This is a genomic window from Variovorax sp. P1_G12 (assembly GCF_056405555.1).
This window is the reverse complement of the sequence record NZ_JBFUBW010000007.1, coordinates 84,459-101,674: the sequence shown is the minus strand read 5'-3', so window position 1 is coordinate 101,674 and position 17,216 is coordinate 84,459. Positions and strand designations below refer to the sequence as shown.

The window sequence follows — 17,216 nt, the reverse complement described above, 5'->3', positions numbered from 1 at the left end:
ATGAATATGCGAACCCGCATTGTCGACGCTTGGCGAGCCTTTTTCGTCGGGCTGCTTCCCCACGATCGCGCCCTGTTCGTTCGGCCGCGAGGCGCTGCCCGTGGCGCGCGTCTATGTACTAGTGGTTAACACTGGACGCGATCTCATTGACCGGCAGAAAAGGTCGCACTTAGAATTTGCGCACAGGTTCAGATTTCAAGACCATCTGTGAGATGGCTTTGTCGCGCCTGTAAGGTTTGCATCGTTCTCTTGCGGATTATTCCAATGGAGACAACTGTGCAACCCAACGCGATCAAGATCCGTGGCATCGACGATGTCATCGCCTACCTGGACTCACGCCAGGGCATCGTAGGCCGAGCTTCCACCATCTGGTGGTTGGCGCTGGGCGGATTGTTCCTCGACGCCTTTTCCAATTCCGCGCTGAGCGCTGGCCTCGGGCCTATGACGCGCGACCTTCATCTCACCGCCGGTCAGGTGGCGTTGATGACTTCGTTCGCCTCCTGGGTGGCCATCGTCTTCAACCCGGTTGGCGGCTGGATGGCGGACCGCTGGGGGCGCATCCGCCCGCTCGTGCTCGCCAAGTTCCTTGCTGTGGTTGGCGCCGTGCTGGTGGTGTTCGCTCCCAGCTTCGAGATGATCCTGGTCGGCCGCTTCTTCGTCGGCGCCGCCTACGGCATCGACTTCGCGATTGCCATGGCCGTGCTAGCGGAATTCACACCCGCAAAGCTGAAGAGCCGGCTCAACACCTGGCAGGGCATGTGGTACGCGGCGGTCTGCACCAATCTCCTTCTGGCGCTGCTGTTCTACTCCTGRGATGTAGGCGATTCGATCTGGCGCTATTCCGTGGCTGCCACTGCAGTTTTTGGCGTCACGATCCTCGCGCTGCAACTCGCGCTGCTGGTCGAGAGCCCCATCTGGCTCGCGCGAAAGGAGCGACTCGACGAAGCCGCGCGCGCCATGAGCCGCATCTACGGCGAGCTTTTCGTAGCCGCGCCGAAGCACGAGCGCATTCCGGTCATCAACCAGGCCCGTCGCGGTGCAGCCAACGTCCTGCTGATCTTTCGCGGCGCCTACCTGCCTCGCACGATCCTCGCGGCGACGGTGCAGATCGGTCAGTCGATCCAGTATTTCGCAGTGGGCTGGTACCTGCCGTTGATCAGCGCAACGCTGTTCGGCAAGGACTTCGCTCAAGCCACCATCGGCGCGCTCGCCTTCAATGTCTTCGGCATCTTCGGCGGCTTCCTGTCGCCATGGATCGGCCGCAAACTGGGCTTGCGCCGCGCTTCGGCCTTTGGATTCGCCATGGTGTTCCTTATGCTGCTGACGCTCGGCCTGTTCCACGGTCGCATGCCGCTGTGGCTGGCCGTGATCGTTCCTTCGCTCTTCATCCTCTTTCATTCGGGCGGTCCCGGCGCGAACGGCAAGAGCCTGTCGTCACTCTCGTTCCGCAGCGAATTGCGTGCGGGAGCCAACGGCATCATCGGCGCGCTGGGCTCGATCGGCGCGGCGCTCGGCTTGCTGGTCTTTCCGCTGTTCCGGGAGAAGTACGGCCTCGAACATACCTTCCTCATTCTCGCGGTCGTGCCGCTGGTCGCAAGCGTCATCTGCTTTGCGATCCGCTGGGACCCGACGCGCACCACCATCAACCCGGACAACGAACCCGATGCACCTCAGTTCGACGAGGACAAGCAATCGAATGCCGAATCGCCGCAACTGGCCGCGGGGAGAGTGAACTGATGACGACCATTCAGGATGTGATCCTCTGCATCGACGAGGGCACCTCGGGGACGCGAGCGGCCATCGTCGGACGCGACGGTCACGTCTCATGCCTCGAGTACGCGCCGCTGCGGGTCGACACGCCGCGCTCCGGCGTGGTTGAGCAGGACGCCAACGCGATCCTCGACAAGACCATCGAGGTCTGCCGCGCCACTATCGCGCGTGCCCGATCGGAACGGCAACGCATTGTCGCGCTGGCCATTGCGACGCAGCGTTGTTCGGCCGTGCTCTGGGACACCGGCACCGGCCGCGCACTGGTGCCGGTCATGGTGTGGCAGGACACCCGCTACGTCAGTGAACTGGATCAGCTTGCACCCGCCTGGGACAAGCTCCTGAAGGAGCAGATCGGCCGGCCGGTCGGGGTGCGTTCGCCCTACCTCTGGGCCACACACCACATGCGCGAGACCGAGCCGGTTGCCCGCGCCCTCAAGGAGCGCCGCCTCGCCTTCGGAACCGTCGACAGCTGGTTGCTGTGGCACCTCTCGACGCAGCGCGCCTGTGTGACGACGCCGACCAACGTGACCTCCGGCAACGCCTACGTCATGGCCGAACACCGCTACCAGTCGGACTGGATCGATGCGCTCGGCTTTCCTCGAGAGCTGCTTCCCGAACTGCGTGAAGACGCGGATGACTTCGGCCGCACTCGCACCGAGCTGCTCGGCATCGACGTGCCCATCCTCGCTTGTGCCGGCGATCAGCATGCGGGCGCCATCGGCCTGGGCTGCCTCGACCGCGAGCAGGCCATGTGCGTCCACGGCACAGGCAGCTTCGTCGACGTGATCACCGGACCCGTGCTGCCTGTCCATGCAGGCCAGCATGACGGCACCCTCACCATGACAGCGCGGCGTGCGCACGGCGTTTCGCATTTCGCGGTGGAGACCTATGTGGCAACGACCGGCTCCGCGTTGAACTGGGTCTGCGAGAAACTGCAATGGTTCGACAACGCCGAGCAGATCAGCGCCATGGCCGCGACCGTCAGTTCATCTCGCGATGTCACCTTTGTTCCAACGCTGACCGGCCTGCGCGTCCCTGCCATGGAGCCCGGCGCGCGTGCGTCGCTGACTGGCATCTCGATGGCGACCACACGTGCCGAAGTCGCCCGGGCCATCCTCGAAGGCATCGCGCATTCGGTGGCGTCGTGCATCCAATCGAACCAGGCAGTTTCCGGGGTCAAGGTGTCCGAGTTGGTCGTGGGCGGCGGCCTCGCGGGCAGTTCCGCCCTGCTGCAGATACAGGCCGACCTGACCGGCATGCCGGTGCGGCGCATCAAGGAAACCGAGCGGGCCAGCCTGCGCGGCATTGCATTTCTTGCCGGTTCGTCCGGTCTCCTGTGGGATTCGCTGCAGGAGGCCCGCGCCACGCTGACCACCGAGGCCGTGTTCGAGCCCGCGATCGAGCCTGAAGAACGCAGCGCTCGGCGCAGCCTGTGGCACGCCCGAGTGGCCTCGGAACTCGCGCACGTCCGAAATTTCAAGAACGCTACAGCTGGAGAGTTACCAAGATGATGGTTCTGCCATCCCTGTGGTCCGGCAAGGACCGGGCCGCGATGACAACCACCGAACCACTGCGGCTGAATCGGCAGGATCAGCTCACACGGCTCGCTGACGAGCACTTCGACATCGTGATCATCGGCGGCGGCGTGACCGGCGCCTATGCGGCACTGGATGCCAGCTTGCGGGGCTATCGCGTGGCAATGGTCGAGAAGGATGACTTCGCCTTCGGCACCTCGTCGAAGTCCTCGAAGATGGTCCACGGAGGCCTGCGCTACATCGAACAGGGCAATCTGGGCCTGGTGCGCCACTCGTTGCTGGAGCGCCAGCGCCTGCGCCGCAACGCCAGGCACCTGGTGCAGCGCCTGCCGTTTCTCTTTCCTGTCATGGAGCGCGAAGGCGTCTTCGACAAGCGCCTGGCCAAGGCATTCGAGAGCTTGCTGTGGACCTACGACATCGCGGGCGGCTGGCGCGAAGGCATCCTTCACCAGAAGCTGACCAAGGCAGAGGTCCTGTCTCATTGCCCCACCTTCAAGGAAGAGCACCTGACGGGCGGCTTCATGTACTTCGACGCACGGGTGGACGACGCGCGGCTGACATTGAACATCGCGCGAACGGCCGCTTTCCATGGCGCCGTTGTCCTCAATCATTCGAAAGCCGTTGACATCAGCCGTGATGCCCAAGGCAAGGTCGACGGCGTGATCGTCCAAGCTGATCGCCGCGAGATCCGCGCACGCGCAGGCGTCGTCATCATGGCCACCGGGGTCTGGCTGCGCGATTGGGACGGCCGCAAGAAGAACGACGCGCCAACGATGAACATCCGACCCGCGAAGGGCGTGCACGTGGCCATTCCCTGGTTGAAGATCCGGAATGACTGCACCGTGACCATACCGGTACCAGGCCGCAACCGGCGCGCAACCATCACGCGCTGGGGCAACGTCTCCTACCTCGGCACGACCGACGAAGACTATCAGGGCAATCTCGACGACGTGCACTGCACGCGCGAGGAACTCGACTTCCTGCTTGACGGTGCCCGGTCCGCACTGAAGACCGACCTTCGAGCGGAAGATGTGGTCGGCAGCATCGCCGGGTGCAGGCCGTTGGTCGCGCCGCCGGGCGGGAAGACGCTGGAGATAAAGCGTAACCACGAGATTCGCGTGGCGGCTGACGGCCTCGTGACCATCGTCGGTGGCAAGCTCACCACTTCGCGGCACATGGCCGAGCAGACCATTGATGCAGCCCAGAAAGTGATCGGCAAGCGCAACGCCTGCACGACCAAGTCGGCCTACCTTCTCGGGGCGGCCGGCTACGACGCCCAGGCGATCATGGCTTCGGGTGGCCTCTCGGCGCACCTGGGTGAGCGCTACGGCACCGAAGCACGCTTCGTCACTGACCTTCTTCATGAGGACACGAGCCTGCTCCGCCCCATTGTCGAAGGCCTGCCGTATTGCGAGGCGGAAGTCGTTTATGCGGTGCGGCACGAACTCGCTTGCACCGTCGATGACGTGTTGTCGCGGCGCATCCGTGGGCGGCTGATGGCGCGCGACGCCTCGGGCCGCGCAGCGGAGCGGGTCGGCGAAATCATTCAGGCCGAACTCGGCTTGTCCCCCGCGGACGCGGCGCAACAAGTAGCGAGTTACCGCGCCGCGATCGAGCACGAAAAATCCATTCTTATGGGAGAGAAGTAGATGATCAGCAAAGACGCAATTCAACGCGGCTACAACCGCCGCAACTACGTTGTCGGCGCCCACACGCCGCCGGCCTATGCCAAGACGATCACGGACACGGACGGCCCGCCCGGCTTGCAACGGGCGCCCGTCGCAGTGGCCTCGACGTACATCGATGCGCTCTGCAACGTCGCCGACGAAGTGCTTACCGACACTGGCAGTGTGGTGGTGTGGACGCGGGACTGGTGGGCCGGCTCGATGGTCTCGGAAACCGGAGGCAAGCCCGCGACGCCGCAGGCCGTGATCGTGCGAGTCTCAACGGTCGACCAGATCCAGGCGGTCATGCGCATTGCCAATGCAGCCTCGATTCCCGTCACCGTCTCGGCCGGTCGCAGCAACGTGACAGGCGCGGCGCTGCCGGTACGCGGCGGCATCGTGCTGGACGTGTGCGAGCTGAACAGGTTCATCGGCTTCGACGCCGGGAGTCAGATCGTGGAGGTGGAGGCCGGCATGTTCGGCGATGTCTTCGAGGAACTCATCCAACGCGAGCATGGCATGACGATGGGCCACTGGCCCTCATCCTTCGGCATCAGCACCGTCGGTGGCTGGGTCGCCTGCCGTGGCGCGGGTCAGTTGTCCACCCGTTACGGAAAGATAGAGGACATGGTGTTTGGCATGGACGTGGTGCTCGCCGACGGCAGCCTCGTCACGGTGGGTGGCTACTCGCGAGCGGCTGTGGGCTCTGACCTGCAGCAGCTCTTCATCGGATCAGAAGGCACCCTCGGCGTGATCGTCCGCGTGCGGCTGAAGCTGCATCGCCTGCCGGATTTCGGCCGAGCCATCGCCTACGGCTTCGACAGCTTCGCCATTGGCCTCGAAGCCTGTCGGGAGATCATGCAGCGCGGGGCCAACCCGGCAGCGCTGCGGCTCTATGACGCACTCGAAAGCCGAGTGCAGTTCAATCTCGACGACACGCATGTGCTGCTGATTGCCGACGAGGGCGCACCCGAGATGGTGGATGCGGTCATGGCCATCAGCGAACGCGTCTGCAAGGAGTTGGGCCGCACGCTCGACGGCCCGGCTATCTTCGAGCGCTGGCTCGACACGCGCTACCTCACAGGCAAGAGCGCCGAGGGCTTCAAGCGCAGCCCCGGCTTCGTGGCCGACACGCTGGAGATGAGTGGCCGCTGGAGCGACCTGCCTGCCATCTATGACGAGGTCGTTGCGGCGATCAACGCGGTGCCCGGCACGCTGGCGGGCTCCGCGCACCAGTCGCACGCTTACGTGGACGGCGCCTGCCTCTACTTCTCGCTACGCGGCGAGGTGGAAGTCGAGAACCGCGCGCGCTGGTATCGTCAGGCTTGGGACGCCGCGAATGCGGTGCTGGTGCGCCACAATGCCGCATTGAGCCATCACCATGGCATCGGTTTGCTGCGGGCGCCATATATGGCTGAATCGCTGGGCAGCGCATTCCCTGTTCTCCAGGCCCTCAAACGCACACTCGATCCGAAGAACATCCTGAACCCCGGCAAGCTCGGTCTGAGCGACAAGCTGCCCGATACCGAAGACTGAGTTTCATCGAATGGACCGCTCCCTTGGCGCGCGCCTTGCGCGGCATCCGATCATCGCGACGCTCTATGGGGCGGAGCAGATCGACGCCTTCATCGACAGTGCCACCGAGATCGCCATCGTTGCGAACGTGGAACTGCGCAAGCTGCACGGCGTGGTGGCGGCTATCACTCGTGCCGACAAAATCTGTATCGTGAACATCGACAGTTGCGATGGCATTTCGCAGGACAAGGGCGGCGTCGAGTACTTGGCCGATATTGGCGCGACCAGCCTGGTTTCCACCCGCATCGCGACCATACAGCGGGCCAACCGGGCGGGTCTTCTCACGATGCAAAAGGTATTTGTCACTGACCGATCGACTTGGCCACGAAGCGTCAAGGCGCTCGCGCAGAGCGATCCGAATCTCGTTCAGCTCATGCCGGCACCGATGCTGTCGCACATTTCCGCCAAGGAGCGCAATGCGCTGCCGCCCATCGTGGCATCGGGTTTCGTCGGCAGCCTGAATGATGTTCGCAGCGCGCTGGCAGCCGGGGCAGTGGCTGTTTCGACGAGCGACGCCGCGATATGGAACCTCGACACCAAGGCCGTCATCGCCGGTTGACTCCGTTTGTGCCTGCGGGCGCTAATCCCTCGTCACGCGAAGCAACTCGGCGCGCGAGCTGATGCCGGCCTGGACCAGGCGCTCGCCGTCCTCGCGCATCGAGCGCAGGCCGCCGCGTTCGGCAGCGACGAAAAGCTGGCTCTCGGGCGCGCGGTTGTGGATCAGCGACTGCACCGTCTCGTCGGCCACCAGCAGTTCGAAGATGCCGGTGCGGCCCTGGTAGCCGGTCTGGCCGCAGGCATCGCAGCCGACCGGCTGGGCCTCGTGGCCGGCGGCCGGCGAACACACCGGGCACAGTTTGCGCACCAGCCGCTGGGCCAGCACGCCCAGCAGCGACGAGCTCAGCAGGAAGGGCTCGACCCCCATGTCGGTCAGTCGCGTCACGGCGCTGACGGAGTCGTTGGTGTGCAGCGTGGCCAGCACCAGGTGACCGGTGAGCGAGGCCTGGATCGCGATCTGCGCGGTCTCGAAGTCGCGGATCTCGCCGATCATGATCACGTCCGGGTCCTGCCGCAGGATCGCGCGCAGCGCCTTGGCGAAGGTCAGGTCGATCTTGGCATTGACCTGGGTCTGGCCGACGCCGTGCAACTCGTACTCGATCGGGTCCTCGACCGTCATGATGTTGCTGCTGCTGGCATCGAGCCGGCTCAGCGCGGCATACAGCGTGGTGGTCTTGCCCGAGCCGGTCGGGCCGGTCACCAGGATGATTCCGTGCGGCTGGCCGATCAGGTGCTCGAAGCGCGCCAGGGTGTCGCCCTGCATGCCCACCGATTCGAGCGTGAGCTTGCTTTCCGATTTGTCCAGGAGCCGCAGCACGGCGCGTTCGCCGTGTGCCGAGGGCAGGGTCGAGACCCGCACGTCGACCGCGCGGGTACCGATCCGCAGGCTGATGCGGCCGTCCTGCGGCAGCCGCTTCTCGGCGATGTCGAGGTCGGCCATGATCTTCAGCCGCGAGATCAGCGCGGCGTGAAGTGCGCGGTTCGGCTGCACCACCTCGCGCAGCGTGCCGTCGATGCGAAAGCGCACGGACGAGGTCCGTTCGTAGGGCTCGATGTGGATGTCGCTGGCGCCGTCGCGTGCGGCCTGCGTCAGCAAGGCATTCAGCATCCGGATGATCGGCGCGTCGCCGGCCGATTCGAGCAAGTCCTCGACCGCCGGCAGCTCCTGCATCATGCGCGAGAGGTCGGCATCGCCCTGCACCTCGCTGACCACGGCGGCGGCATTCGATTCGCCCTTGGCATAGGCCGCGCTGATGCGCTGCGCGAGCTGCTCGGGCGGCAGCGGTTCGAAGGCCTTGACCTGGTACTTGCGCAGCACCTCGCCGAGCGCGCTGCGCGGCGGCACCCTGGGCATCCAGAGCGTCAGGGCGCCGTCGTCGGCTTCTTCCAGCAGCAGTTGCTGGCCGCGGGCGAAGGCATAGGGCAGGGGATAGCGCATCGGCATGCAGTCGCTACGGCAGTTCGCGCCAGGTCGACGGATCCGCCGTCGGCGGCAATGCGCCCTTGAGCGCCGACGGCGCAAGCCGCTGAACCGGCAGCGCGGGCGGCGGAATCAGCGAGGTGCCCTGCAGCGGCGGGCGCCCGTCGCTCCTGCTCTGGCCCAGGGGCGGCGCCGGGGGCGGCAGCTCCGGGATGATCGGCGCTGAGTTCACGTTGTTCAGCATTATGTTGTCGTCGGGCTGCAGCTGCTGCTGCAGGGACCGCATGTTGTCATAGCGTTCGTTGGTGACTTGGGCGGTCGTGGCCGCGTCGCGCATCACGACCGGCCGCAGGAACATCATCAAGTTCACTTTTTCCCGTTTTCGGGTTTCGTTCTTGAAGAGATTGCCCAGCACCGGGATGTCGCCGGCCAGCGGAATCTTCTCGATGTTGTTGCTGTAGTTGTCCGACAGCAGGCCGCCCAGCATGACCAGGCCGCCGTCCTCGACCAGCACGCTGGATTCGATCGCTCGCTTGTTGGTGGTCGGGCCGTTGGCGTTGTTTTCGGTCCCCGCCTGGACCGTGGAGGTTTCCTGGAACACCGTCATCTTGATGGTGCCGTTTTCATTGATCTGCGGGCGCACGCGAAGCGTCAGACCCACGTCCTTGCGTTCGATGGTCGTGAACGGGTTCTGCCCGCCGGCGGCCCCGGGGTTGGAGAACGAGCCGGTGATGAACGGGACGTTCTGGCCGATGACGATCTTGGCTTCCTCGTTGTCCAGGGTCAGAAGGTTGGGCGTCGAGAGCAGATTGGCATCGGCGTCGCTGCTGAAGAAGTTGGCGATCGCATTCAACACGTAGCCGCTGCCGTATTTTTTTCCGACGCCGATGTTGAGGCCGCTTCCCAGCCCGACCAGCGCCGCCGGATTTTTTGCCGCCAGGGCGGCGGTGAGTGCCAGGATATTCGTGCCGACCCCGCCCAGGCTGGAGTTGGTGCCGATGACGCCATTGTTTCCGATCGCCGACTGCCATTGAACACCGAATTCCGCAGCCTTCGTGGCGGTGGCTTCGACGATCAGCGCCTCGATCATGACCTGCGCGCGTCGACCGTCGAGTTTGTCGATCACGGCGCGAATCTGGCGGTACTGCGGCTCCGAGGCCGTGATGATCAGCGAGTTGGTCGACGGGTCAGCCTGGATCTGGCCGCCGGTCGATGGCTGGTTCGCGTTGTTGACGGGCGTGGTCGCTGCGGCGCTCGCCCCGGCGTTCTGCTGGGTCCCGAGCTGCGCCGCTGCCTGTGCAGGGCCCTGGCCCGGGGTGCCTGCTGCGCCGGAGCCGGCGCCGCCGCGCGCGTCGGCCGATATCGCCGCACGAAGTGTCGTCGCCAGCCTCACCGCATCGGCGTTTTTGAGGTAGACCACATACACGTTGCCGGCCGCGCCGTTGCCGGTGTCGATGGGAGGGCGGTCGAGCTTGTCGATCAGCGTGCGCGCCAGCTGGGCACGCGCCGGATTGGCGGCCCGCAGGATGATCGCGTTGCCGCGTGGCTCGGCGAGCAGCGTGGTGCGAAAGGACGCATCGGCCTGGCCCGGCACCCCGGCGCCGGTGGTCGTCGCACTGCCGCCGCCTTCGAGCAGCCGCGTCACCAATGGCGCCATGTCGCTGGCGATCGAGTACTTGAGCTGGATCACCTCGATGTCGGAGGCATTCGGCACGTCGAGCGCCGCCACGATGCGCGCCAGCCGGCGCATGTTCTCGGCGTAGTCGGTGATCACCAGCGAGTTGTTGCCTGGGTTCACGTTGATCGTGTTGTTCGGCGCGATCAGCGGGCGCAGCACCGGCAGCAGGTTGTTGGCCGACTCGTAGTTGAGCTTGAAGACCTGGGTGATGATCTGGTTGCCTGTGACGCTGGAGGTGGTCGGCGTCGAGGTGGTCACCGTGTTGCTCTGCAGCTTGGCATCGGCTTCGGGCACCACCTTGTAGAGCCCTTCGGATTGCACGATCGCGAAGCCCTGCAGCCGCAGCGCCGAGGCGAACTGGTTGAAGGCCGCGGCCGGCGAGATCGCGCGGTCGGTCTGCAGCGTGATCGTGCCCTTGACGCGGGGGTCGACCACCACGTCGCGACCGGTGACCACTGCCATCGTGCGCGCCACCGATTCGATCTCGGCATTGCTGAAGTTCAGGGTGATCGGTTCGCCGCGCACGGGCGCCGAGGCGTCCTGTGCGAAGGCGGAAGGAATGCAGGCCGCGATCAGCAACTGCGCTGCGAGCGCAATGGTTCCGATGCGGAGGCCGTACGAAGACGTTGGCTTCATGGTCAACCCAATGTGATGAGCGAGCGTGCGCCGTCGCGCCGCCCGATGATGTTCAACAAGTTCGAAAGCACGTCTTCCCGTCCCGGCGCGGCGCTGGCCTCGCCGTCGAAACGCAGTGAGGTGCCGCTCCAGCGGCCGCTGCCGCTGAGTTGCAGGCTGCCTTCGCGGGTGGTCAGCAGCAGGGTCGGCGCTGGCCCCCCTTCGAGGGCCAGTCGGTAGCTGCCCATCGGCTTCAGGGTCGACAGGCTGGAGGAGAGGTCGGTGGCGTCGAGGGTCGCGCGGCCGGCCAGCATCAGCTTCGGACCGCTCCAGCGCAGCACGAAATCTTGCATCGACAGGTCGAGCACGCCGTCGAGCTTGAGCGTGTTCCAGGGTGCGCCGAAGCCGGTCAGCAGCGCGGCGGGCCAACGCGACTGACCGTTGCTCCAGTCGAGCTCGAGGCCATCGGGCCGCGGGCGGCCGCGCAGTTCGAGCGGCTTCGCCGCGCAGCAGGGCAGGTCGAGCGCGGCGGCGATGCCGTCCCAGCGCGGCCGCAGCGTCCAGGCCAGCATGCCAGGCAGCGAGATCGCTTCGGCACCGCTCGCGCCGCTCGAGAACACCACGCCGGCGGTGCCGTTCCAGACCGTGCCGCGCGCATTGACGAGCTGCAGGTGGCCGTTGCTCCACTGCGCCAGGCCGGCGGCCAGCCAGCGCGCCGGCGCGAACGCCGAGAGCGCGAAGGCAACGCCGATCAGCGTCCCGACGGCGGCCCAACGCCAGCCGGAACTGAGGGCGGAATCGGGTGGCGTCGTGACCATCGGGCGGCGTTCAGCGGGCCGGCAGGCCCATGACGAGGGTGCCGTCCCAGCGCGCGCGGGGGGCTTCGGCCTTTGCCGCGGACGCTGCGGGTGTCGCAGCGGTGTTCGGACCGCTGCGCGTCAGATGCGCCTCGCGCGGCACGGCGCGGGCATTGCTGCGTGCCTGGGCGAACCACTGGGCCAGGGCATCGGCGGGCACGGCGCGCAGCGCAACCGTCACGCCCTCGCCGGCACCCGCCGCCTGCAACTGGGCGTTCGGCCCGAGAGTCTGCCCGACCGAGGTCTCGAGTCCGCGCAACGCGTCTTCCCGGCTGGTGCGTGGCTGCGCCTGCAGGGCCTTGGCCTGGGCCTGGAGCTGGCGCATCTGTTGCAGTTGCGCATCGAGCTGCGCATGCTCGGCCGGCGCGGCAGACAGCACGCGCAGCGCGGGCGCCAGCGCCACCCACCAGAGGACGGCGAGCGCCACCAGCGCGATGCCGATCAGGACCAGCCGCTGCTCGCGCGATCCGAGCTCGGGCCACCAGGCCTGCCAGCGTGCCTTGAGCGCTTCGGCCCATTTCATCGCGCCGCCTCCGCCTGTACCAGCAGCAGATCGCCCTCGCTGCGCGCGCTGTAGCCGCGTGACGAGAGGGCGGTCTTCAGGCTGGCGAATTCGGCCGCCGGCAGACCGAGTCCGCGCAGCCGCAGCTGGCCGGCACTGAAGTCGATGGCGGTCGGAACCCTGCCCGGCGGGAGGCTCGCTGCCAGGGCGCCGAGCATCGGTTCGAAGTCTGCCGTGACGACGCCGCCAGTGGCCTGCTGCAGGGCCGCCACTTCGCGCGCCATCTGCAACGGCGCGTCGATCACCAGCTTCACCGAGGGGAAGGTCTGTGTCAGCAGGCTGCGCACGGCCGCGTGCTTGGCGTCCAGGGCATTGCGCTCCTTCCAGGCCCAGGCATTGAGCCCGACCAGCTGGGCCAGCACCAGCACCAGCGCGCCGACGCGCGCGGCGCGCCACTGGCGTCCGTACCACAGCGCGCGCGACACGGCGGCGAGCTTCTTGCTCGCGCGGGCCCGGCCGGTCGAGGCCAGGTCGAACTGGGCCAGGTCCCAGGCCGAGGCGCTGGCCTGCAACCAGCGCTCGGCCGGCATGACGATCGGTACCTGTTGTCCGAACACGCTTTCGGCCAGTTCCGCCACGGCGGGCTCGGTCAGCACGGTGCTGGCGGCAGGCAGCGTGCCGGCGAGCGCGACGCCGGCGCTGTCGAGCGACAGTATGGCGACGCCGTCGACGCCGCAGACGACGCACTGGGCGGCGTCCGGCTCGCCGATGGCGAACAGTATCGAGGGCTCGCCGGCGGCTTGGGGCGTGAATTCGGGAATGATCCGCGTGACCCTGCGACCGGCCGATTCCAGCGCCTGCACCGCGCTGCGCAGCCAGACGCGGTTGCAGACTGCGACCCAGACCGGCACGGCGACGCGGGCATCGGGTTCGAGCGCGAAGTGCAGCGATTCGGGCTCGTCGAGCAAGCGGTCCTCGAGCAGGCCGCCGAGCACCGAGCGCAGGCGCGCCGCGCCGCTCATGCTGCCCTGCGGCAGCGTGACCTGGTGCCACGACAGCGCCGCGGCCGGCACGCCGAGGATGACTTCATCGCTGCTGGGCAACAGCGACGGCGGCGCGCTGCCCTGGGAACGCAGCTTGCGGCCGTCGCTGGACCAGACCGCCCAGCCGTATTCGGCTGTGGCCGAACCGGAGGCGAGAGGAATAGTTACAAGCAGCAAGGCCAGGCCATGGAGAAAAGAGAAGGATTGCTATTGTAGGGAGAAGGTTGCAGTGTCTGCTACAAATTTAATAGCACCTCGCTCAGGTAGAACGGGCGCTCCGCTTATCTTTACCTGATCGCCGCGACGAAGCCCGCGGCGTCACGGTTTGGCCCCCGAGGGCGTCGCGCCGGCGCCACGCTCGCGCCACACCATCCGAACGTCGAGGTTGTCGCGCTGCAGCAGGGTTTGTTCTTCGACCCAGGTCTTGTCGATGCGCAGCCGCGCTTGCACTTCGAAGAATCGGGTCGACACGCTGTACTGCTCTGACGCGAACTTGTCCGAGCTTTGCGGGATCAGCAAATTGGCGTCAGCCACGGTCTTGAAATAGCTTCGTGTGCGGGATTCGACCAGTCGCTTGGCGCCCGCCAGGTCGAGCGAGGGCAGGCTCGCGAAGATGGCTTCGGCGCTGGCGGTGTTGAGATTGAGCGGCGTGCGCACCGGCAGCACCGTGACATAGGGCTCCAGTGCCGCCACGGTGGCAGGCGAGAGCCCGAGCCACACCAGTTGCGCGGTGCGCTGCGGAACCAGCGGCGCGTCGGCGGGTGCGGCGCCCGAATCGGGGGGCGCTCCGCTGCCTGTGTTTGCGTTGGTGTTGCCGGTCGTGCTGGGGGGTAACCCGGCTGCCGGCGTGTTGGCCGGGTCCGGCACGCTGGCGTTCGCGGGCAGGGCCTGCTGCAGGTTCTGGGTCAGTTGCGCGACTTCCCCCGCCGGCAGATTCAGCAGTTGGAACAGCTTGGTGAAGCTCGCCACCGAGGCGGCGACCGGCTTGCCGCCGTTCACCAGGTTCAGCACGTTGAGCTTGGATTGGGCATCGGTGATGCGGCCCGAGAGAAAAGCCTCGGGCAAGCCCTCGAGCGCATCGCTGGCGATGTTCTTCTCGGCCGTCAGGAAGGTGGTCAGCTTTGCCTCCTCGAGCGGCACGGCCCAGGGCTCGGCGAGATGGTCGGCACCGCCGCTGGCGCCGGCGGCGCGGGCATCCTCGCGCAGGATCAGCCGCGACCAGTCGAGGGCGCCGATCAGCACCAGGCCAGCCTGTGCCCGCGCCCGCTCGGCGGCCTCGATCTCGGCCGAGCGCCATTGCTGCCAGAGCGCCGCCGCGGCGAAGGTCGCGACCAGGGTCACGGTCAGCATGGCGGTCAGCAGCGCGGCACCGGCCTGGCGGGCGAAGCGATGGCGGGTCATGACTTGGACACCGTCACTGACGGCCTCATCCAATCGCGCGTGACCAGGCCGGTCAGCGCCGGTCCGGGCGGCAGACTCAGGACCAGGCGCACGCCGTCGGGCAGCGGCGTGCTGGCGCCGAGCGCGGCGGCGCCCACGGCCGGGCCCCAGGCGTTGTTGCGGAAGTACGAGAGTTGCCAGCTGTCGAGCGGAATCAGGTCGACGTCGGCGCCGATGGCAGAGCTGCCATCAGAAGCCCAGCTACCGGCACCGGCCCAGGCCTGCTGCCACTCCGCGCGCGTCGTGAAGCCCGGTGACTGCCAGCGCCGCCAGTGGCTGCCGCCGGCGGCGTCGGGGCGCAGGGTCCAGGCGACCACGTAGACCACCGGCGTCGCGCTGTCGGTGCTGCGCCGGGTCAGGCGCAGCACGCGGCCATCCCAGTCGATCGGCGAGGTCTGCGAAAGCGCCACCATCGCGTCGAGGTCGGCGCCCCACTGGGCCAACGTGGTCTGCAGCGTCAGCACCGCATCGCCCCGCTCGCGGTTCTGCGACTGCGCGCGCCCCATGGCGTCGAGTCCGCGCCAGCTCATCAGCGCCAACAGCGCCATGGCCGCGATCGCGACCAGCAGTTCAATCAGCGTGAAGCCGCGGGTCCGGCGCATCAGTAACGCCCCACCACGGTCGACAGCCGCAGCACCGGCGCCTCGTCGGCATCGCGCACCTGGACGTCGACGCGGCGGAAATTCGGGTTCAGCGTCGGCGTCGTCGAGACCGTCACGCCGAAGCTCTGGTTGGCCTGGGCGCAGATCAGGCTGGCATCGCCCACCGCCGGCAACTGGCGCGCCAGCCGTGCCTTGATCAATTCGTTCTCGGCGCAGATCTGCGCCAGCATCGCATCCGACTGGCGCTGCGCGTTGCGCGTCAGCGCCATGGTGGCCTGGGTGCCGGCCATCAACGCGATCGCGACGATGCCGAGCGCCACCAGCACCTCGATCAGGGTGAAGCCGCGCTGCCGCTTCACGGCGAAACGACCGCGAACGGTCGCAATCCATCGGTGCCGATGCGCAGGCTGCGGCTCGGCGGTCCCTCGGTGCTGAGCACGACCTGCTGCGCCGCGATGATCGGATCGGGCCCCAGCTGCAGGGCGCCCGCGGCCCTGCCGTTGGCGCCGACCGCCTGGGCCGTGATGCCCTCGGCCAGCCAGCCGGTCGGCAGCGAGCCCGGCGGCAGGCCATCGAAGCTGAAGTTGCCCGGCCCCTCGGGCGTGAGCCGCCAGCGCACCGCCATGCCGCTGGCGCGCGACTGTGCGCGGGCAGATTCGAGCAAGGCCGCGAGCCGTTCGGCTTCCCGGTCCAGGCTGGCCTGGCCCGAATCCCGCAGCGAAAGCCCGACGCCGGCCGTGGCCAGCGCGATGATCGCGATCACCACCAGCAGCTCGAGCAGCGTGAAGCCGCCGGTCTTGGTACGGGCGGGGGCGGGTGGGCGGCAGCGGACCTTACTGCCAGCTGCCGATGTCGGCATTCTTGCCTTCGCCACCGGGCTCGCCGTCGGCGCCGAGCGAAAACACGTCGATCTCGCCCTTGACGCCCGGATTCAGGTATTGGTAGGGCCGGCCCCAGGGGTCGTTCGGCAGTTTCTCGACATAGGGCTTCCAGTTGGGCGCCGCCGGGCCGCTGGTCGGGCGGGTCAGCAGGGACTGCAGGCCCTGCTCGGAGGTCGGATAGCGCTGGTTGTCGAGCCGGTACAGCTTGAGCGCCTGCATCAGGTTGTTGACGTCGGTCTTGGCGGCGGTCACGCGGGCATCGTCGGCCCGCTCGATGACGTTCGGCACGATCAGCGCTGCGAGCACGCCGATGATGACCAGCACGACCATCAGTTCGATCAGGGTGAAGCCGCGCTGCACGACGCGGACGGAAGAACGGTGGAAATTGGGCATGAAGGCGTGTAAGGGGAGCGGGGGTACGGAACTGGCCGTATTCACTGAATGATAATCCGGGGTGATGTCAGTTCCCTTTGTAACCAGCCGTTGGCCTGTGGCCGGTGCCACGACCGCTCTGTGGGCGCTGGCGGCGGCGAGCGTCGTGTTCTGGGGCCTGAGGCTCGCAGCGCCCTCAGGTGCCGTGGCGCCGCCGGCCGTGGCGAGCACCGCGCCGGCCGAGGTCGATCCCGCTGCGGTGGCGCAGGTGCTGGGCGCCGTGCCGACCCGCGCCGCAGCCGCCGTACAGCCCGATGCCGCGAGCCGCTTCGTGCTGCTCGGCGTGGTGGCCGATGCCGACCAGAAGGGTGCCGCATTGATCGCTGTCGACGGCAAGCCGGCCCGGCCGTTCCGGGTCGGCTATCCGGTCGCCGAAGGCTACGTGCTGCAGTCCCTGGACCGCCGCGCGGTCACGCTGGGCGCCAGCCGGGACTCGGCGCCTGCGTTCACCCTGCAACTGCCCACCAAGCCCCTGGCCGTGATGACCCCGCCGGCGCCACTGCCCCCGACCGGCCTCCCGCCGATGATGGCGCCGGTCGTGGCGCCGCTCACGCCGCCCCCGCCGCCCGTGAATGCGCCGCCCACGCCGCCCACGCCGCCCGTGACCGCACCCGCCGCGCCGCCGAGCTGAGACGCCGCCGGCC

16 protein-coding genes are annotated in these 17,216 nt (G+C 67.4%); 6 read left to right on the top strand and 10 right to left on the bottom strand.

Annotated elements, in window-relative coordinates; all coding sequences use genetic code 11:
* Positions 1 to 264 precede the first annotated feature (264 nt).
* The 5 genes from AC1D2O_RS10145 to AC1D2O_RS10125 are packed head-to-tail and all read left to right on the top strand — an operon-like array spanning position 265 to position 7,103.
* On the top strand, positions 265 to 1,737 hold the full coding sequence (locus AC1D2O_RS10145) for an MFS transporter (RefSeq protein ID WP_478156888.1): 1,473 nt from the start codon (positions 265 to 267) through the stop codon (positions 1,735 to 1,737).
* Positions 1,737 to 3,281 carry an FGGY family carbohydrate kinase gene (locus AC1D2O_RS10140; protein ID WP_478156886.1) on the top strand — a complete coding sequence of 515 codons (1,545 nt, stop codon included), beginning with the start codon at positions 1,737 to 1,739 and terminating at the stop codon, positions 3,279 to 3,281. The genes AC1D2O_RS10145 and AC1D2O_RS10140 overlap by 1 nt, the downstream gene beginning before the upstream one ends.
* On the top strand, positions 3,278 to 4,954 hold the full coding sequence (locus tag AC1D2O_RS10135; RefSeq protein WP_478089967.1) for a glycerol-3-phosphate dehydrogenase/oxidase: 1,677 nt from the start codon (positions 3,278 to 3,280) through the stop codon (positions 4,952 to 4,954). Before AC1D2O_RS10140 ends, AC1D2O_RS10135 begins: the two co-directional genes overlap by 4 nt.
* On the top strand, positions 4,955 to 6,505 hold the full coding sequence (locus AC1D2O_RS10130) for an FAD-binding oxidoreductase (RefSeq protein WP_478089968.1): 1,551 nt from the start codon (positions 4,955 to 4,957) through the stop codon (positions 6,503 to 6,505).
* Between the two features lie 10 nt (positions 6,506 to 6,515).
* The gene (locus AC1D2O_RS10125) at positions 6,516 to 7,103 is read left to right on the top strand and encodes a glycerol-3-phosphate responsive antiterminator (RefSeq protein WP_478089969.1); all 588 of its coding nucleotides are present in this window, start codon (positions 6,516 to 6,518) and stop codon (positions 7,101 to 7,103) included.
* A 21-nt stretch (positions 7,104 to 7,124) separates the two neighbouring features.
* Here the strand turns inward: AC1D2O_RS10125 and gspE are convergent, their stop codons facing one another.
* The 10 genes from gspE to gspG form a co-directional block, all read right to left on the bottom strand.
* On the bottom strand, positions 7,125 to 8,540 hold the full coding sequence (gspE, locus tag AC1D2O_RS10120) for a type II secretion system ATPase GspE (protein WP_478089970.1): 1,416 nt from the start codon (positions 8,538 to 8,540) through the stop codon (positions 7,125 to 7,127).
* Positions 8,541 to 8,553: 13 nt separating this feature from the next.
* Positions 8,554 to 10,836 (bottom strand): type II secretion system secretin GspD, encoded by a 2,283-nt coding sequence (gene gspD / locus AC1D2O_RS10115; RefSeq protein WP_478089971.1) that lies wholly within the window; start codon positions 10,834 to 10,836, stop codon positions 8,554 to 8,556.
* A gap of 2 nt (positions 10,837 to 10,838) precedes the next feature.
* Positions 10,839 to 11,633, bottom strand: a complete 795-nt coding sequence (gene gspN, locus AC1D2O_RS10110; protein WP_478089972.1) for a type II secretion system protein N — start codon at positions 11,631 to 11,633, stop codon at positions 10,839 to 10,841.
* A 10-nt stretch (positions 11,634 to 11,643) separates the two neighbouring features.
* The gene (gspM, locus tag AC1D2O_RS10105) at positions 11,644 to 12,195 is read right to left on the bottom strand and encodes a type II secretion system protein GspM (RefSeq protein ID WP_478089973.1); all 552 of its coding nucleotides are present in this window, start codon (positions 12,193 to 12,195) and stop codon (positions 11,644 to 11,646) included.
* Positions 12,192 to 13,394, bottom strand: a complete 1,203-nt coding sequence (gene gspL, locus AC1D2O_RS10100; protein ID WP_478089974.1) for a type II secretion system protein GspL — start codon at positions 13,392 to 13,394, stop codon at positions 12,192 to 12,194. The genes gspM and gspL overlap by 4 nt, the downstream gene beginning before the upstream one ends.
* Before the next feature lie 141 nt (positions 13,395 to 13,535).
* On the bottom strand, positions 13,536 to 14,618 hold the full coding sequence (gene gspK / locus AC1D2O_RS10095; RefSeq protein WP_478156884.1) for a type II secretion system minor pseudopilin GspK: 1,083 nt from the start codon (positions 14,616 to 14,618) through the stop codon (positions 13,536 to 13,538).
* The gene (locus AC1D2O_RS10090) at positions 14,615 to 15,259 is read right to left on the bottom strand and encodes a PulJ/GspJ family protein (protein ID WP_478156882.1); all 645 of its coding nucleotides are present in this window, start codon (positions 15,257 to 15,259) and stop codon (positions 14,615 to 14,617) included. Before AC1D2O_RS10090 ends, gspK begins: the two co-directional genes overlap by 4 nt.
* On the bottom strand, positions 15,259 to 15,618 hold the full coding sequence (gene gspI / locus AC1D2O_RS10085; RefSeq protein ID WP_478089977.1) for a type II secretion system minor pseudopilin GspI: 360 nt from the start codon (positions 15,616 to 15,618) through the stop codon (positions 15,259 to 15,261). Before gspI ends, AC1D2O_RS10090 begins: the two co-directional genes overlap by 1 nt.
* Complete coding sequence (locus AC1D2O_RS10080) at positions 15,615 to 16,118, bottom strand: prepilin-type N-terminal cleavage/methylation domain-containing protein (RefSeq protein ID WP_478156880.1); 504 nt, start codon at positions 16,116 to 16,118, stop codon at positions 15,615 to 15,617. The genes gspI and AC1D2O_RS10080 overlap by 4 nt, the downstream gene beginning before the upstream one ends.
* A complete protein-coding gene (gene gspG, locus AC1D2O_RS10075; protein WP_478090543.1) occupies positions 16,093 to 16,533 on the bottom strand; it encodes a type II secretion system major pseudopilin GspG in 441 nt (146 codons plus the stop codon). The genes AC1D2O_RS10080 and gspG overlap by 26 nt, the downstream gene beginning before the upstream one ends.
* Before the next feature lie 64 nt (positions 16,534 to 16,597).
* On the opposite strand from gspG, the gene AC1D2O_RS10070 reads away from it, so the two are divergent.
* Positions 16,598 to 17,203, top strand: coding sequence for a type II secretion system protein N (locus AC1D2O_RS10070; protein WP_478156878.1), 606 nt, complete (start codon positions 16,598 to 16,600; stop codon positions 17,201 to 17,203).
* The last annotated feature ends 13 nt before the right edge of the window (positions 17,204 to 17,216 follow it).

Excerpts from the sequence above, each read along its gene's own strand:
- AC1D2O_RS10140 (WP_478156886.1), top strand. The coding sequence starts at position 1,737 with ATGACGACCATTCAGGATGTGATCCTCTGCATCGACGAGGGCACCTCG.
- gspE (WP_478089970.1), bottom strand. The coding sequence starts at position 8,540 with ATGCGCTATCCCCTGCCCTATGCCTTCGCCCGCGGCCAGCAACTGCTG.
- AC1D2O_RS10070 (WP_478156878.1), top strand. The coding sequence starts at position 16,598 with ATGTCAGTTCCCTTTGTAACCAGCCGTTGGCCTGTGGCCGGTGCCACG.
- AC1D2O_RS10090 (WP_478156882.1), bottom strand. The coding sequence starts at position 15,259 with ATGCGCCGGACCCGCGGCTTCACGCTGATTGAACTGCTGGTCGCGATC.
- gspD (WP_478089971.1), bottom strand. The coding sequence starts at position 10,836 with ATGAAGCCAACGTCTTCGTACGGCCTCCGCATCGGAACCATTGCGCTC.
- gspM (WP_478089973.1), bottom strand. The coding sequence starts at position 12,195 with ATGAAATGGGCCGAAGCGCTCAAGGCACGCTGGCAGGCCTGGTGGCCC.
- gspN (WP_478089972.1), bottom strand. The coding sequence starts at position 11,633 with ATGGTCACGACGCCACCCGATTCCGCCCTCAGTTCCGGCTGGCGTTGG.
- AC1D2O_RS10125 (WP_478089969.1), top strand. The coding sequence starts at position 6,516 with ATGGACCGCTCCCTTGGCGCGCGCCTTGCGCGGCATCCGATCATCGCG.
- AC1D2O_RS10130 (WP_478089968.1), top strand. The coding sequence starts at position 4,955 with ATGATCAGCAAAGACGCAATTCAACGCGGCTACAACCGCCGCAACTAC.
- AC1D2O_RS10080 (WP_478156880.1), bottom strand. The coding sequence starts at position 16,118 with ATGCCGACATCGGCAGCTGGCAGTAAGGTCCGCTGCCGCCCACCCGCC.
- gspK (WP_478156884.1), bottom strand. The coding sequence starts at position 14,618 with ATGACCCGCCATCGCTTCGCCCGCCAGGCCGGTGCCGCGCTGCTGACC.
- AC1D2O_RS10135 (WP_478089967.1), top strand. The coding sequence starts at position 3,278 with ATGATGGTTCTGCCATCCCTGTGGTCCGGCAAGGACCGGGCCGCGATG.
- gspG (WP_478090543.1), bottom strand. The coding sequence starts at position 16,533 with ATGCCCAATTTCCACCGTTCTTCCGTCCGCGTCGTGCAGCGCGGCTTC.